General features: G+C 69.0%; 17 protein-coding genes. 11 read left to right on the top strand and 6 right to left on the bottom strand.

Annotated elements, in window-relative coordinates; translation table 11 throughout:
* The first annotated feature begins 30 nt into the window (after positions 1-30).
* The 6 genes from BHQ18_RS08985 (at position 31) to BHQ18_RS08960 (ending at position 5,520) form a co-directional block, all read left to right on the top strand.
* Positions 31-486: an LppP/LprE family lipoprotein gene (locus BHQ18_RS08985; RefSeq protein ID WP_069413233.1), complete on the top strand. Its 456-nt coding sequence runs from the start codon at positions 31-33 to the stop codon at positions 484-486.
* A gap of 9 nt (positions 487-495) precedes the next feature.
* Positions 496-1,095: an HD domain-containing protein gene (locus BHQ18_RS08980; protein WP_069413232.1), complete on the top strand. Its 600-nt coding sequence runs from the start codon at positions 496-498 to the stop codon at positions 1,093-1,095.
* A 99-nt stretch (positions 1,096-1,194) separates the two neighbouring features.
* On the top strand, positions 1,195-2,361 hold the full coding sequence (locus BHQ18_RS08975; RefSeq protein WP_069413231.1) for an NDMA-dependent alcohol dehydrogenase: 1,167 nt from the start codon (positions 1,195-1,197) through the stop codon (positions 2,359-2,361).
* Complete coding sequence (locus tag BHQ18_RS08970) at positions 2,358-3,590, top strand: cytochrome P450 (protein WP_069413230.1); 1,233 nt, start codon at positions 2,358-2,360, stop codon at positions 3,588-3,590. Before BHQ18_RS08975 ends, BHQ18_RS08970 begins: the two co-directional genes overlap by 4 nt.
* A 12-nt stretch (positions 3,591-3,602) precedes the next feature.
* Positions 3,603-5,057 (top strand): aldehyde dehydrogenase family protein, encoded by a 1,455-nt coding sequence (locus BHQ18_RS08965; RefSeq protein WP_069413229.1) that lies wholly within the window; start codon positions 3,603-3,605, stop codon positions 5,055-5,057.
* A 13-nt stretch (positions 5,058-5,070) separates the two neighbouring features.
* Positions 5,071-5,520 carry a nuclear transport factor 2 family protein gene (locus BHQ18_RS08960; RefSeq protein ID WP_069413228.1) on the top strand — a complete coding sequence of 150 codons (450 nt, stop codon included), beginning with the start codon at positions 5,071-5,073 and terminating at the stop codon, positions 5,518-5,520.
* Here the strand turns inward: BHQ18_RS08960 and BHQ18_RS08955 are convergent.
* The 3 genes from BHQ18_RS08955 to BHQ18_RS08945 form a co-directional block, all read right to left on the bottom strand.
* Complete coding sequence (locus BHQ18_RS08955) at positions 5,515-6,678, bottom strand: Rv3169 family protein (protein ID WP_069413227.1); 1,164 nt, start codon at positions 6,676-6,678, stop codon at positions 5,515-5,517. The two genes, BHQ18_RS08960 and BHQ18_RS08955, sit on opposite strands and share 6 nt — an antisense overlap.
* Positions 6,675-7,766 carry a phosphotransferase family protein gene (locus BHQ18_RS08950; RefSeq protein ID WP_069413226.1) on the bottom strand — a complete coding sequence of 364 codons (1,092 nt, stop codon included), beginning with the start codon at positions 7,764-7,766 and terminating at the stop codon, positions 6,675-6,677. Before BHQ18_RS08950 ends, BHQ18_RS08955 begins: the two co-directional genes overlap by 4 nt.
* A gap of 125 nt (positions 7,767-7,891) precedes the next feature.
* A complete protein-coding gene (locus BHQ18_RS08945; protein WP_084293959.1) occupies positions 7,892-8,545 on the bottom strand; it encodes a TetR/AcrR family transcriptional regulator in 654 nt (217 codons plus the stop codon).
* Between the two features lie 158 nt (positions 8,546-8,703).
* Between BHQ18_RS08945 and BHQ18_RS08940 the strand changes: the two genes are divergently transcribed.
* The 4 genes from BHQ18_RS08940 to BHQ18_RS08925 are packed head-to-tail and all read left to right on the top strand — an operon-like array spanning position 8,704 to position 12,586.
* The gene (locus BHQ18_RS08940) at positions 8,704-9,801 is read left to right on the top strand and encodes a Rieske 2Fe-2S domain-containing protein (protein WP_069413225.1); all 1,098 of its coding nucleotides are present in this window, start codon (positions 8,704-8,706) and stop codon (positions 9,799-9,801) included.
* Positions 9,801-11,339 carry an AMP-binding protein gene (locus BHQ18_RS08935; RefSeq protein WP_069413224.1) on the top strand — a complete coding sequence of 513 codons (1,539 nt, stop codon included), beginning with the start codon at positions 9,801-9,803 and terminating at the stop codon, positions 11,337-11,339. The genes BHQ18_RS08940 and BHQ18_RS08935 overlap by 1 nt, the downstream gene beginning before the upstream one ends.
* A gap of 9 nt (positions 11,340-11,348) precedes the next feature.
* Entirely contained in the window at positions 11,349-11,762 is a 414-nt protein-coding gene (locus tag BHQ18_RS08930) for a nuclear transport factor 2 family protein (RefSeq protein ID WP_069413223.1), read from the top strand.
* Positions 11,759-12,586, top strand: coding sequence for a sulfurtransferase (locus BHQ18_RS08925; RefSeq protein ID WP_069413222.1), 828 nt, complete (start codon positions 11,759-11,761; stop codon positions 12,584-12,586). The genes BHQ18_RS08930 and BHQ18_RS08925 overlap by 4 nt, the downstream gene beginning before the upstream one ends.
* 11 nt (positions 12,587-12,597) lie before the next feature.
* Here the strand turns inward: BHQ18_RS08925 and BHQ18_RS08920 are convergent, their stop codons facing one another.
* Positions 12,598-13,461, bottom strand: a complete 864-nt coding sequence (locus tag BHQ18_RS08920) for a type IV toxin-antitoxin system AbiEi family antitoxin (RefSeq protein ID WP_069413221.1) — start codon at positions 13,459-13,461, stop codon at positions 12,598-12,600.
* Positions 13,462-13,729: 268 nt separating this feature from the next.
* A complete protein-coding gene (locus BHQ18_RS08915) occupies positions 13,730-13,981 on the bottom strand; it encodes a hypothetical protein (RefSeq protein WP_069413220.1) in 252 nt (83 codons plus the stop codon).
* A gap of 147 nt (positions 13,982-14,128) precedes the next feature.
* On the opposite strand from BHQ18_RS08915, the gene BHQ18_RS08910 reads away from it, so the two are divergent.
* Positions 14,129-15,025 carry a haloalkane dehalogenase gene (locus tag BHQ18_RS08910; RefSeq protein WP_069413219.1) on the top strand — a complete coding sequence of 299 codons (897 nt, stop codon included), beginning with the start codon at positions 14,129-14,131 and terminating at the stop codon, positions 15,023-15,025.
* Here BHQ18_RS08910 and BHQ18_RS08905 read toward each other — a convergent pair.
* Positions 15,022-15,723 (bottom strand): DUF3060 domain-containing protein, encoded by a 702-nt coding sequence (locus BHQ18_RS08905; protein WP_084293981.1) that lies wholly within the window; start codon positions 15,721-15,723, stop codon positions 15,022-15,024. The genes BHQ18_RS08910 and BHQ18_RS08905 overlap by 4 nt on opposite strands.
* Between the last annotated feature and the right edge of the window lie 66 nt (positions 15,724-15,789).

Raw genomic sequence — 15,789 nt, 5'->3', positions numbered from 1 at the left:
TCCAGCACCCGCCGCGGGAAGCCGGGACACATGAACCGATGGTTCGCCGCGACGACCGCTGCCGCGCTGACCGGCCTGTCGGTGATCGCGAGCCCGGCCGCCGCCGCGCAGAACTGCGGCGGTCCCGACGAGCCCGCCGCCATCCGGTTCGCGTTCGCCCAGCTGCCGTTCGAACCGCTGACCGGCGCCAAGTGGGACCCGACGCCGGTCGCGAGCAACTACGACCCGTGCGCGACGCTGTCGACGATCCTGGTGACCGTCGAGGGCGCGACCGGCAGCTCCCCGGTCCAGGCGCTGATGTTCCACCACGGCGAGTTCGTCGGCACCGGCACGGCCAAGGCGCACGGTTTCACGTCGCTGGACGCCGACGCCAGCAGCGACGACACCGTCGTGCTCACGTACAAGACGCCTGACGAGTCGACCGTGCGCTACCGGTGGCACGACGACCGCGTCGTGATGCTCGATCCCGCGCCGTCGGCGGAGTAGGCAGGTGAGATGACGACACCGCGACTGGGCCCGAAGTTTCAGGAGGCGCTCGGCTACGCCGCCGAACTGCACCGCACCCAGACCCGCAAGGCCAGCGACGTGCCCTACATCGGGCACCTGCTGTCGGTCGCCGGGCTGGTGATCGAGGCCGACGGCACCGAGACCGAGGCGATCGCGGCGCTTCTGCACGACGCCGCCGAGGACCAGGGCGGCGAGGCGACGCTGGCCGACATCGACGACCGCTTCGGCGCCGAGGTGGCGGGCATCGTCGAGGAGTGCAGCGACACCGTCATCACCCCCAAGCCGCCGTGGCGGGAGCGCAAAGAGAACTACATCGCGCACCTGAACACGGTTTCCGACAGCGCGATTCGCGTGTCGATGGCCGACAAGCTCGACAACGCCCGCGCCATCCTGCGTGACTACCGGCGCTACGGCGACCCGGTGTGGCAGCGCTTCAGCACCGACGACCCGCACGAACACCTCTGGCACTACCGGTCGCTGCTCGAGGTGTACCGGCGGCGCAGCGACAGTTGGATCGTCGACGAGCTGGCCCGGGTGATCGACACCCTCACCGATGAGATCGGCCCGCCGGTCGCCGCCACCGTCTGATTTTCCGAATCCCTTGCCTGCTGTGAGTGTCACACACATACTGTGTAAGTGACACCTACAGCGGCGCCCTGAGTGTCCGCGTGAGAGAACGGTGGTCGGATGCGGACACGAGGCGCCATCCTGCACGGAGTCGGTAAGCCCTGGTCAGTCGAGGAATTCGAGCTGGACTCACCGCGGGCCGGTGAGGTGCTCGTCCGCAACGCCGCCGCCGGGATGTGCCACTCCGACGAGCACATTCTCACCGGTGACCTCTCGGCGCCCAACGACGTCATGAAGGCGATGGGCATGCCGGAGATGTTCCCGCTCATCGGCGGTCACGAGGGTTCGGGTGTCGTGGTCGAAGTCGGGGACGGCGTCACGGATCTCGAGCCCGGCGACCACGTCGTGATGTCGTTTGTCTCCACCTGCGGGCGGTGCCGCTGGTGCGCGTCGGGCGCACAGTATCTGTGCGACAGCGGTTCGTTGACGATGGTGCCGGGCATGCCGACCGACGGCACATTCCGCCACCACACGCTGTCCGGTCAGGGGCTCGGACATCTGTCCAAGGTCGGCGCGTTCGCCGAGCACACCGTGGTGGCCGAGACGTCGCTGGTGAAGATCGATCCCGACATCCCGTTGCGCGCGGCCGCGCTGGTGGCCTGCGCGGTGCCGACCGGTTTCGGGTCGATGGCCAACCGGGCGAACGTGCGCGGCGGGGACACCGCGGTGGTGATCGGATGCGGCGGCATCGGGATGTGCGCGGTGCAGGCCGCCCGGATCCGCGGTGCGGCGCAGATCGTCGCCGTCGACCCCAGCGAGTTCAAACGGCAATCGGCACTCGAGTTCGGCGCCACCCACACCGCGGCGTCCGCGGACGAGGCCGTCGAACTGGTGCGCGACCTCACCCGCGGGGTGATGGCCGACGCCGTCGTCCTGGCGCCGTCGCTGGTGCAGCACGACACCCCGGCCGCCGGACTGGCGTTGACGCGCAAGGGCGGAACGTGCGTGATCACCGGGATGTCGTCGCAGACGCTGACGTCGATCGACTTCAACGTGCAGGACTTCACGCTGATGAACAAGACCCTGGCGGGCACGATCCTCGGGTCGATGAACCCGCGCTCGGACGTCCCGATGCTGTTGGAGCTCTACGGGTCCGGCCAGCTCAAGCTCGACGAGATGATCACCACCACCTACTCCCTCGACCAGATCAACGAGGGCTACGAGGATCTGCGCCGGGACCGCAACGTTCGCGGCGTCATCGTGTTCGACGAGGAGGTCAGCGCATGACGACCGCGACTGTCGACCTGTCCGATCCGGCGCTGTGGGCCAACGGATTCCCGCACGAGCTGTTCACCCGGCTGCGTCGGGAAACGCCGGTGTTCCACCACCCGTCCAACGACCGGGTGGCCGAGCAGGTCAAGCGCGAGTTCTGGGTCACCACCAAACACGAGCACTGCCTGCGGCTGCACCGCGACACCGAGAGCTTCACCGCCTCGGAAGGCCCGCTCATCCAGCCGCTGGAGACCTTCTCCGCGTTCCCGAGCATCATCAACATGGACCCGCCCGACGTGAACCGGCGGCGCAAGATCCTCAGCGGTGCGTTCACCCCGCGGGCCGTCGCCAAGCTGGAGGAAGGCATCCGGCGGCGGGCCAAGAAGATGGTCGACGAACTGTACGACGCCGGCGGCGGGGACTGGGTCACCCAGGTGGCCGGTCTGTTGCCGATGACGGTGATCGGCGACATCGTCGGCATCCCCCAGGAGGACCGGCCGCGGATCTTCACACTGCTCGACGACATCCTCATGACCAAGGCGCCCAACTCCGGCGTCGCGCCCGAGGACGAGCCCGCGATCTACATGCAGATCTTCGAGTACGCCATGAATCTCACGGCCGAGAAACGCAAGAACCCCACCGACGACATCTGGAGCGCGCTGACCACGGCGACCGCCACCGACGATGATGGCACCAGATATGCGCTCGAGGAGAACGAGCTCGAAATCTTCTTCTTCATCCTCGGTTTGGCCGGCGCCGACACCACGAAGAACGCGCTGACGGCCTGCCTGCGCGCGTTCGAGGACAACCCGGACCAGCTGGCGCGCTACCGCGAGGACGAGTCGGTGCGCTCCTCGGCCGTCGAGGAGGTGCTGCGGTGGACCTCGCCGGTGGCGTTCTGGGTGCGCGGGGCCAAAACCGACATCGAGATCGACGGCGAGCCGATCCCCGCCGGGGCGCGGGTGATGTCGATCCTGGCGTCGGCCAATCGTGACGAGGACGTGTTCGCCGACCCGTTCCGGTTCGACATCACGAGGTCGGACAACCCCCACGTGACGTTCGGCGGCGGCGGCCCGCACTATTGTCTGGGCGCGATGCTGGCCCGGGCCGAGATCCGTGCCGCCCTCGATGAGATCCTCACCCGGCCGGCGTCATTCACGGTCGGTGAGCCGACGGTCACCCACCCGAACCTGACGCTGAACATGAACGTCTTCGAGCACCTTCCCATCGAGTTCACGGGGTAGCCGACCGTGCCGATGACAACCCCGCCCGTCGATGTCCTGCCCGACCCGGCGCTGCTGATCGGCGAAGACCGCTTGACGACCAGTTCCGGCGGCACCCTGCAGCACCGCTACGCGGCCACCGGTCAGACCACCCGGGAGTTCCCGCTGGCCGGCGCGCAGGAGGTCGACCGCGCCGTGCAGGCCGCGCGCGCCGCCGTGCCGGTGTGGACGGCGCTGCCGCGCGATCAGCGGCGACGGCTGTTGTGGCGGGTCGCCGAACTCCTGCGCGAGAACGCCGAGGAACTGGCGCTGATGAGCGTCGTCGAGAACGGCATGCCACTCATGCTCGCCACGCACAACCCGGCGGTCACCGCGGACCTGTTCGAGTACAACGCGGGCTGGGCGGACAAGGTCGGCGGCGCGGTGGAGCCCAGCTGGCCGGTGCCCGCGCTGGACTACAGCACCGAAGAGCCGTACGGCGTTGTCGGCGTGATCATTCCGTGGAACGGGCCGCTGGCGTCGATCGGCATGGTGGTGGCGCCTGCGCTGACCGCGGGCAACTGCGTGGTGCTCAAACCGCCCGAGTTGACGCCGTGGACCAGCCTGCGGTTCGGGGAACTGGTGGCGCAGGCCGGATTTCCGCCGGGGGTCCTCAACGTGGTGCCCGGCGGGCCGGAGGCCGGCGAGGCGTTGACCCGGCACCCAGGCATCGACAAGCTGCACTTCACCGGCAGCGGTCTCACCGCGCGCCACGTGCTGGCCGGCGCACAGCAGAACCTGACCCCGGTGTCGCTGGAGCTGGGCGGCAAGAGCGCGAACCTGGTGTTCGCCGACGCCGATCTGCCCGCCGCCGTGCAGCAGGCAGTCGGGGGACTGGTCCAGCTGTCCGGCCAGACATGTCTGTGCGGAACGCGGTTGATCGTCGAAGACTCCGTGTACGACGACGTCGTGCAGATGACCGCGAGCTTCCTCGACCATGTCCAGGTGGGCGATCCGCTGGACCCGCAGACCGTGATGGGCCCGGTGGTCAGCGCGACGGCCGCCGACCGGATCATGGGCGTGGTCGAGCGGGCGCGCGGCGAGTCGCGGCTGGTCACCGGCGGCACGCGACTGGACGGTGACTACGCAGACGGCTACTTCATCGCGCCGACGGTGTTCGCCGACGTCGACAACGGTTCGCATCTGGCGCAGAACGAGGTGTTCGGACCGGTGCTGTCGATCATGCGGTTCTCCGACACCGAGGACGCGGTGCGGCTGGCCAACGACACCCCCTACGGCCTGGCCGCCTACATCTGGAGTTCGGATCTGCAGCGCACCCACCGGGTGGCCGCACAGCTGCAGGCCGGAAATATCTGGGTGAACGGGTTTTTCGGGATACCGCCGTCGATGCCGTTCGGCGGGGTCAAGCAGAGCGGCTTCGGCCGGATCGGCGGCCGCGACGGCATCCGCGAGTTCACCCGCCCGAAGAACGTCTGGATCGCCCTGTAACGGAAGGTGGGTCATGCACGACGAGCTCGCGGTGCGCCGCGTCATCGAGGGATACGCCGACGCGGTCACCCGTCGGGACTCCGCGGCGTACGGGGCGATGTACGCCCCCGACGCGGTGTGGATCGTCGGGCCGCCGATCGACCGCCGCGTCTCCGGACGCGACGCGATCGTCGCCGAATTGAGCGGTGAAATCGCGCGATTGGACTTCTTCGTGTTCACCGCCGCGAACATCGTGGTGCACGTCGACGGCGATACGGCGACGAGCCGGTCGACGGTCCACGAGGTGGGCCGCGCCGCCGAGGGCGCACCGCCCGGGATCCCGGCGATGGAGGTGCGCGCGCTCTACGAGGACGAGCTGCGCCGCGACGGCGACGGCTGGGTGTTCACCACGCGGCGATACTCGGTCCTGTACCTGGACACGACAGTTCCTGTCGGACAGGCATTTCCGCTCACGATGTCATAGGAACGACGACTCGGCGTCCATCCCGAGGCCGGCCGGTGCGCCGATCACCATCGTCTGGGCGTTGCCGCGGCCGCGCGCGCCCGTGGCGTGGTCGACGACCTCGACCACGCAGTCGCGGAGTTGATGGATGCGGCGCGCCACCGCGGGGTCGTCGCAGTCGGCGATGTGCTCGCCGGTGACGTGCAGCGGTCCGTGCCACACCCCGTGGATGTCGCCCTCGAATCCGAAGTACAGCCCGGTGCCGAGATGAAAACCGGTGTCCGACATCGGCTTGACGGTGATCTCGCGAGTCTCACCGCCGGCCAGCGTCAGCGTGATGGTGCCGCCGAGGAGGCGGCGGTTGTCGGGTTGGTACGTCAGGTCGGGGACGGCGCCGATCACGGCGTCGCGCCGGCCGTCGGGGTATTCGATCCCACCCTGCACCTGCAGCGAGGACCCCACCGCCTCCGACGTGCTGGCCTGGTAGTACAGGTGCAAACCGTACTGCGACCCGTCGCTGTTGCGCATCAGCGCAGGCATCCAGATCATGTGGTTCGCCGCGTCGCCGGGGTGCGGTGGCGGCGGGATGTCGGTGAGGGGCTGGCCGACGAAATACCGCACCCCCCAGGAGTGGTCGCGGGTGGACACCCACGTCCGGTCGTCGAACTCGGTGCGGTGGCCGTCGACCTCGACCCAGCCGGTGGCCGTACCGATCTGGTGGTAGCGGACCAAGTCGGCGTCCAGCCGGGTGCCGCCGAGCGACCGGTGTTGCTCCCGGTTCTCCATCACCGGCGGGACCACCTTGGTGAAGGTCCACTCGAAGCTGATCGGCACGATGTCGTTCTCGTCGAGCGCGAACCGGACCTGCTTCATCGGTTCGACGATCTCGTAGTGCAGCGGCCCGACCGACACCGAGTCGACCACCGGGGACAGCTCCCGGCTCGCGCGTACCGTCCACTGGTCGGTGCCGCGGCTGACCCCGCCGAACGCGTCGATCACCCCGCGGTTGGTGTACTTGCCGCACCCGAAGAACATGTGCAGGTCACCGTCGGTGCTGTAGGCCGAAGCGGCGACCTTCTCGGTCCACGCCCGGTCGGTCTGCGCGACGGTCGCGAATGTGTCGGCGATCTGGTGGTTGAGGTGATCGTCGGCGGGCACCAGCGGTCCGGTGTAGGTCACGTGCGCCCTTCCATCAGGTCGTAGATCCAGTCCTGCAGCGGCGGGATGGTGTGGACGATGTGGTCGGTGATGCCGCGCTCGGTCAGCAGCCGCGACAGCGACTTGAGCACCGCGCCCATCCGCAGCATCGCGAAAACCTCGTACCAGTCCAGGGATTGGAGTGGACGCCCGAGGCGCTGCGCGTAGCGGTCGAGGGTCTGAGCGCGGTCGGGGAAGCCGGGGAGTTCGGCGTCGAGCGGCAAGCCGTTGCCCAGCTGGATCGAGCGGCGGATCGCGAACGACCAGCCGAGGTCGACTTCCGCCGGGCCGACGCCGGCCATCTCCCAGTCCAGGACCGCCCGCACATGGAAGTCGTCGTCGACGATCATGTTGCCGAAGCGGGCGTCGCCCCAGATGAGCGCGTCGGGTGCGGCGGGCGCCGGCAGGTGGCCGCGCAGCCAGTCGGCCACCTCGGCCATCTCGGCGGGCGGCGAACCGTCGGTGGCCCAGTCGAGGTAGTCGAGCCACCAGGCGAGTTCACCGGCCAGTCCCGGACCCTGGGGTCGGTGCAGGAAGTCCAGGGCGCCGTCGGTGTCGGCGACGGCGCCGATGTCGGCGAGCCGGTCGTGGAAGTCAAGGTAGAACTCGCGCTGCCGGTCCGGGCCGGCCTCGTACAGCCAGCCCGCGACGCAGTACTGCGGCGCCTCGTCGGCGGGGATGCGACCCGGCACCAGGTCCATGGCGAGAAACGGTGCGCCGACGTACGACGGATCCTCCTCGACGGCGAAGACCTCGGGGGCGGGGATGCCGTGCTTGCGGGCCAGCTCCATGGTGCGGGCCTGGCGAACGAGGTCGTAGGTGGGGAACACGCCCGCGCCGGCGGGCGGCAGTCGCAGGACGGCGCCCTGGGAGTGCTCGCCCTCAGAAGTGCGCCAGGAGACCTCGATCAGCGCGCTCTCGCTGGAGAAGCCGTTGGTGCGGACGGCATCGGTCTCTGAGGCCATGCGGACCACGACGTCGTGCGCGCCGGGCCAGCGCTGGTAGTGCCAGCGCTCGAAGCCGCGAAGAACGTTGTCCCAGTCACGATCCGCGCTGCTGACGGTTGACATTCGGCCTGCCTCCGCATCGGCGCGTCGAACCCGATGGTAGGCAGGCCGGCTCGCCGATTGCAATAGAACGGCCGCTTCGATGTCAGTGTCACTCACTTCTACGGTAAGTGACACTCACGTCCGAGTCAGGGCTTCTCGCGGTGGGTGGTGCCGTCGATGATGAGGCGGATGAGCTCCTTTACCATCCGCTCGCGGCCGGGGATGCGACGTTGGGCGGGGTACACCCAGTCCTCGAGCACCACCGATCCGATGACCATCGCCGCGACCGCGCCGATGGTGGCCGGCTTGTCGTCGCCGGGAATGCCGTACTTGTTGGCCACGTCGAACGACGCGTCGTGCACCGCGCGCAGACCCTTGCGTAGTTCGGCGCTGACCGAGACCGCGGCCGGGTAGAGGTCGCTGCGGGGGTCCGAACGCGCGGCGATGAGCTCCTGGAAGATCCGGTGGTCTTGGCGGATCAGCGGGTAGAGCCCCTCGACCAGACGGGTCGCCATCTCCTCGAGCGACGCCTCGGTGGAGAAGTCGACCCAGGAGCGGCTCCACTGCTCGATGTAGGACTTCAGCGGCGCGAGGACGCTGGCCTCGAACACCTCGACCTTCGAACCGAAGTGGCGGAACAGGGTCAGTTCGGCGACCTGCGCCCGGGCGGCGATCTCCTTGGTGGTGGTCGCCCGGTAACCGAGGTCGGTGAACAGTTCGTGGGCCGCTTTGAGTAACCGGTCCCGGACACCCTCACGCTCGGGCCCCACCTGCTGGATGCGTGCGGCGCGGGTCGGCATGGCGACAGTCTACTGAACGCGGACACCATGCACAGTGTCCTGTCGGCGATCACGGGATTTCCGATGCGACAAGCCACGATTCGACTCGGGCCGTTTCCGTTGTGTTTGTGGCACTTACATGGTAGGAAAGCATCACTAACATCCGGGACGGAGGGCCGATGACGCAGACACACCCGGAACCCGCCGTGGACCCGTCCGATCGCGAGTTCGGATCCGGCATCACGCTGTCGACGTACCGGTTCCCGACCGGCTGGTTCATCGTCGGGTTCGACTCCGACGTCGCGCCCGGCGATGTCAAGCGACTGCACTACTTCGGTGAGGAACTCGTGCTGTTCCGGACCCGGTCGGGCCGGCTGCAGGTGCTCGACGCGTACTGCCAGCACCTGGGCGCGAACATGGCCGTCGGCGGCACCGTCGAGGATGAGCACCTGGTGTGCCCCTGGCACGGGTGGCACTGGAACGGCGACGGGGCCAATGTGCTGATCCCGTACAGCAAGATCGGCTGCAAGCAGAATGTGCGCGTGCGGGCCTACCCGTGCATGCAGTGGTACGGCTTCATCCTGGTGTGGCACGAGCGCCACGGCCGGCCGCCCTACTGGCATCCGCCGGCGATCCCCGAACTCGAGACCGACGAGTACTACCCGCTGCACCCGCACAGCCGGATGGTCAACCGGGTCAAGGTGCACGCGCAGATGATCATCGAGAACGCCGCCGACCCGTACCACGTGCAGTACGTGCACAAGGCCGACCGGGCGGCCCACACCGCCGACTTCGAGGTGAACGGCTACCGGCTGCACGCCACGGTCAACGCGAACTTCGGCGGCGGGCGGCCCAAGACCTGGCTGACGCCGAACGGGCCGGTCGACGCCAAGATCATCTACGACAACTTCTCGCTGGGGCTCGGCTTCGTCCGGTTCCCGTCCGAGCTGCTGGCCACCGTCCAGGTCACCGGGCAGACCCCGGTCGACGAGGACTACACCGACTACTTCTACACCCAGGCCTCGATCCGTGAGCCCGGCGACACCGGCGACGTCCCGAGCGGGCGCGCGGCGCGGTTCATCCAGCTGCAGCAGGAGGTCATCAAGCAGGACTTCTTCACCTGGGAGAACATGAAGTACCTGGAGAAGCCGAACCTGGCGCCCGAGGAGGCCCGCGACTACGCCGCGCTGCGCCGGTGGGCGCACCGCTTCTATCCCGGTGCCGAGCCGCGGCCCGACGACTTCGGCTACACCGAGGGACCCGAAAACGGGGTCTGATGGTCGAGACAGCCGACGTCGCAACGCTTCTCGACCGACGTGCGGCCGAGCATCCCGATCGGGTGATGATGGTCGTCGACCAGACCCCGGTGACATTCGCGCAGATGCGCGACCGCGCGGGGGCGGCCGCTGCCACGCTCGTCGAGTTGGGTGTGCAGCGCGGCGAGACGGTGGCGTTGTTCGCGCGGACCTGCCCGGAGTGGGTGTACTTCTGGCTGGGCGCCGCGCACATCGGCGCGATCAGTGCCGCGGTCAACGTCGCCAACAAAGGGGAGTTCCTGTCGCACGCACTGCGGGTGGCGCGGGCCAAGGTGGTGCTGACCGACGCCGAGCACGAACCGCGGGTCGCCGACATCGCCGCGGACGTGGACACGTTGGACACGGTGGTGACCCTCGACGGTTCGCCCGGTGCGCAGCGCTTTTCGAGGCCGCTCGACCCGCCCGGCGCCGATCAGGTCGGCGTGCTGTTCTTCACGTCGGGCACCACCGGCCCGTCGAAAGCCGTGGCCACGACGTGGCGGTACCTGTTCTCGGCGGCCGACGCGGTCGCCGATGCGTGGCAGCTGGCGGCGGGGGAGGTGTTGTGGTCGGCGATGCCGCTGTTCCATCTGAGCGCGGCGCCGATGGTGCTCACGCCGCTGCTGCTGGGTTCGACGACCGTGCTGCGGGCGTCGTTTCACCCGGGGGAGGTGCTCGACGACATCCGGTCCTGTGGCGCAGCGGGTTTCGCGGGGGCAGGTGCGATGGTGTCGATGCTCGCCAACCAGCCGGCGGATTCGGCGGACAGCGACAACCCGCTGCGGTTCATCTCGGCGGCGCCGATCGACGCGGCGATGTACCGCGGCATCGAACAGCGGTACGCCGTGCGGGTGGTGACCATGTACGGGCTGACCGAGGCGTTTCCGATCGCGTACAAGGGAGTTCGCGAGCCGGGTGTGCCGGGCGCCTCGGGCCGGGTGAACCCCGCGTTCGAGGTGTGGATCGTCGACGCTGACGGTCGGCCGGTGCCGGCGGGGGTGGTCGGTGAGATCTGTTGCCGGGCAATGCGCCCCGGGGTGATCAGCGATGGCTACGTGCGTGTGGACCCGGCCGCTCTGCGGGTGGAGCCACACCCGGAGTGGTTCCGGACCGGCGACATGGGGGTCCTCGGCGCGGACGGTCAGCTGTCCTACGTCGACCGGGTGAAGGACTCGCTGCGGCGGCGCGGCGAGAACGTGTCGTCGGTCGAGGTCGAGACGACGGTGATGAAGCACCCGGCGATCCTGGAGGCCGCCGCGGTCGGGGTGCCCAGCGATCTCGGCGAGGACGACATCCTGGTGGTCGTCGCGTTGCGGCCCGGCCTGACAATGGATTTCGCAGATCTTCTGGACTTCTGCTCGGCGCGGATGCCGTACTTCTGTGTGCCGCGGTATGTGGAGGTCGTCGACGAACTGCCCAAGAACGCGGTCGGTCGGGTCCGCAAGGATCTGCTGCGGGCGAAGGGTTTGACGCCCGGCGCGTGGGACCGGGAAGCGCACGGCTACGAAGTGGTTCGGTGAAGGAGGGTCATGACGCTGACGTATCAGCAGCAGTACGTGCTCGACGGGTTGCAGGCCAGGGCGGAGATCCTGAACCTGACGGCTCGGCACAACCGGTTGTACGCGGCGGGCGACCTGGCCGGTTGGATCGCCACGTTCCGGCACTCCGGAGCCACCTACCGGCGAGACGGTCAGGAGTTCAGCGATCTGCGGGCGGCGTTCGACGGCGGTGACGCGCGACGGTTGGTGACCGCGGACAACGAGATCGTCGTCGACGGTGTGCACGCCACCCAGCGCTGCGTGGCACTGTTGTTCGTCGACGGTCAGCCACGGTCCACCGGCGTCTTCGACGACCGGCTGATCTACGAGCGGGGCGGCTGGTACTTCACGTCGCGGGAGCTGACGTGGGATCCGGTGCCGGTCGCGCTACCGTCGGAGGGATGACACGCTCCAACGTCTTCGTCACCGCCGCGGAGTTGGCCCGGATGCTCGACGCCGGTGAGCCGGTGACACTGCTGGATGTCCGCTGGCAACTCGCCGAGCCCGACGGTCGGCCCGTCTACGAGCAGGGGCATCTGCCCGGGGCGGTGTACGTCTCGCTCGACGACGAGCTCAGCGACCACAGCGTGACCGGTCGCGGCCGGCATCCGCTGCCGTCGGGTGCGGCGCTGCAGGAGGCGGCGCGGCGGTGGGGTGTGCGCACGGGTGTGCCGGTCGTGGTCTACGACGACTGGAACCGGGCGGGCTCGGCGCGGGCGTGGTGGGTGCTGACCGCCGCGGGCATCCCCGACGTGCGCATCCTCGACGGCGGGTTGGCGGCCTGGCGCGGTGAGCTGGAGTCCGGAGCCGTCACGCCGGTGCCGGGTGATGTGACCGTTGCGCACGACGACCTGTACGCCGGCGCGCTGCCGACCGTGACCGCGGAGTCCTTATCGGAGAAGGTGCTGATCGACGCGCGGGCGCCGGAGCGGTTTCGCGGTGACGTCGAACCGGTCGACCCGGTCGCCGGGCACATCCCAGGCGCGGTCAACGTGCCGAGCACCAGCCTGCTGGCTGACGACGGCACCCTGCGCGCCGACATCGAGGTGCCCGGCTCAGACGTCGCGGTGTACTGCGGGTCCGGGGTGACGGCGGCGGTGGTGGTCGCGGCGCTGATGGCCGACGGTGTGGACGCCGCGCTGTTTCCCGGCTCGTGGTCGGAGTGGAGCGCGGACCCGTCGCGCCCGGTGGAGCGCGGTTCTGCGCCGAGTTCTGCGCCAGGGTCGTAGATTTCGCGATTTCACGACCCTCGTGCAGATTTCGGCGGGTTCCAGCCGCGCCGGGCGAACGCTTCATAGACCCGATGCAAGATGTATGCGCGGCTGTGCTCCTTGACCACGTGGATGTCGATCCAGCCCTGGCGCTCGACGAACGCGTCCCGTCCGATGTCGTAGACGTATTGCCGTCGGTCCTCGCTGTGGTGCAGCCCGTCGTAGTCCAGCCCGACCATCGGTTCGTCGTAGCCCATGTCGAGGAAGGCCTCGTCGCGGCCGTCGCTGACCCTGATCTGTGTACGCGGTCTGGGGAGTCCGGCGTCGATGAGGATCAACCGGACGCGGGTTTCCTCGTGTGACTGCGCTCCGCCGTCCATCAGGTCGAGCGCGGTGCGGGCGCGTCGGACTCCGCGCGCTCCGCGATAGCGGTCGATCAGGCTGAGGGCGTCATCGGCGGTCACGCCCGTCGCCCGTGAAAGGGCATCGAGATGCGCGACGGCCGCACCGCGAGGCAGGTGTCGTCCCAGGTCGAGCGCGGTGCGGGCGACGGCGGTCACGGGTAGACCGTTGACATGGGTGATCTCGTCGTCGGCGATGCGTTCCTCGTGCACGATGATGCCCGAGCGGCGGCGGGTGTGGGTTGTGATGATCTCGACCGGCGTGGACGCGTCGACCCATTTGGCGCCGTGCAGGGAGGCTGCCACTCTGCCTGCGATGATGCCTTTGCGCCCGGTGTGCAGCCAGGCTGCGACGGCATTGGTGTAGACCGTCGGTTTGGCGTCGTTGGGAGCGTAGACCCGCGGCAGGATCGCGGTGTTGTTCCAGCGGAGTTGGCCGCGGGTGAGTCTGCCATCGGCGATCGCCTCGGGGCCGAGAAATGGTTGCCACATGGCCGGAGCGTCACTGCGACGACCGACAGATAAGCACTCGGTCGGCGGTTTCCACGCCAGGGTTGTGGATAACTCGACTGCGGGGTGGGGAGGGCCGCGGGTGGGGGCCCGTCGCGCGCCGATTTCTGCGCCAGGGTCGTCGATCGCGTGAAATCGCGACCCTCTCGCAGAAGTCGGCGATTGTGGGGCGGCGACGACGACGGCGCGAGCAACGAAGCGAGGCCCTCCCCGAATACGCCACCCGGGGAGGGCCTCTATGTGGAGGGTTCTACGGCAGCAGGCCCAGGTCCTGGACGTGGAAGTAGCCGTGACGGTGATGCGTCGTACCGGGGCCGACCGGCTGGGCGTGGGTGTCGGGCGTCGCGACGATGCCCGGCCGCGGGGTGTGGTCCGGCGAGTAGGTGCCGGCGTGCGCTGCGGCGGAGAAGCAGAACGCGCCGGCGAGCAGTCCGGCGGCGACGAAGGGGACGGCGAAGATGCGGGCGATGCGGCTGGTGGTGGTGGTGGTGGTGGTGTTCATGTCGTTAGCTCCTCGGTGAGTTCGTGCTCCGGTGATGACTCAACGATGCGGCACCGCGGCGACGAAATCTGTCGGGCAACCGGTGGATCAGGGGGAGGAATCCGATGTCCTCCGATCGGGGGACCCGCAGGTCTACGCTGCAGACACATGGACGTGCTGCGCACCCCCGACTCCCGGTTCGACAACCTCGCGGGCTACCCGTTCGCGCCGCACTACGTCGACGTCGCCGCGACAGACACCCAAGACGTGCGCATGCACTACGTCGACGAAGGCCCCGCCGACGGCCCGCCCGTCGTCCTTCTGCACGGTGAACCGACGTGGAGTTACCTGTACCGCACCATGATTCCGCCGCTGGCCGCCGCCGGTCACCGCGTGCTGGCGCCCGACCTGATCGGCTTCGGCCGCTCCGACAAGCCCACTCGCACAGCGGATTACACCTATCTGCGCCATGTCGAGTGGGTGACCGCGTGGTTCGAGGCGCTCGATCTGCGCGAGACGACGATCGTCGTGCAGGACTGGGGATCGCTGATCGGCCTGCGGATCGCCGCCGAACAGGACCACCGCGTCGCCCGCATCGTGGTGGCCAACGGATTCCTGCCGGCCGGCCAGATGGAGGCGAACCTGCCGTTCCGCATCTGGCGCGCGTTCGCCCGCCACACCCCGGTTTTTCCGGCCGGGCGGATCGTCGCGTTCGGCACCGTCACCGACGTCCCCGCCCGCATCCGCGCCGGATACGACGCCCCGTTTCCCGACAAGCGATTTCAGGCCGGCACCCGCGCGTTCCCCGCACTGGTGCCGACCGATCAGGACGACCCCGCGCTACCCGCCAACCGCGCCGCGTGGGATGCGTTGGGGCGCTGGGAGAAACCGTTCCTGTGCATCTTCGGCGCCAAGGACCCGATTCTCGGCCGCGCCGACCGCCCGCTGATCGCGCACGTCCCCGGCGCGGCCGGCCAGCCGCACGCCCGCATCAACGGCAGCCACTTCGTCCAGGAGGACTGCGGCCCGGAGCTGGCGGCGCGGATCCGCGACTGGCGGACCTAACCTTTCGCGACGATATTGCGCGACGTCGCGGCGACCTCGGGCTCGCCGCTGTGGTAGATCACCTCGTTGTCGAAGCCCGACGCGCTGATCCGGTCGGCGCTGTCGAGCTCGACGTTGTTCTCGACACCCGAGACGTTCACGCTCAGGCAGTGGCCGAGCAGCGTCACGGTGTTGTTGACCCCGCTGATGCTGATCTCGCTGCCGTTGCATTCGACGGTCTCCACGTTGTCGACGCCGGAGATGCTGTAATTCTCGCCCGCCGGGGCCACCGCCACCTGCGGAGGCTGCTCGGTCGGCACCACCACCGACGGGAAACTCGGCGGCACCCACGTCGGCACGTCGTCGAACGACCCGCTGCCGACCGGCCGCGCGCTGGTCCCGGGGTTCGACGACGACACCATCCAGACGACGGCGCCGATGCCCGCGACGATCAGAACGGCGACCACGCCGATCATCGCCAGGACGAGCCCGACCGGCACACCGGACTTCGCTACCTGCGGATAGGCGACACCGAACGGCGGCGCCGCGTAGGGCGACTGGTCGTAGGGCGGCTGATACGGGCCGGCGTAGACCGGTGGCGGCAGCGGCGACGTCGGCGGTGTCGCGGCCGGGTCGGTGGTGCCGAGTTCGACGCCCGAGTTGGCCAGCGGTTGCTCGAGCTGGCGGATCCGGGCCTCCGGGTCGTCCTCCGGGTTCATGGGCAGATGCTGCCACAGCACAACGCCCCAGCTCAATGCCCACCTCGAGGCGATGTCAGTCGAACG

Source organism: Mycolicibacterium flavescens, from assembly GCF_001722335.1.
In the GTDB taxonomy this organism is placed as follows: Bacteria; Actinomycetota; Actinomycetes; order Mycobacteriales; family Mycobacteriaceae; genus Mycobacterium; species Mycobacterium flavescens.
This window is presented reverse-complemented; position numbering and strand designations above follow the sequence as displayed.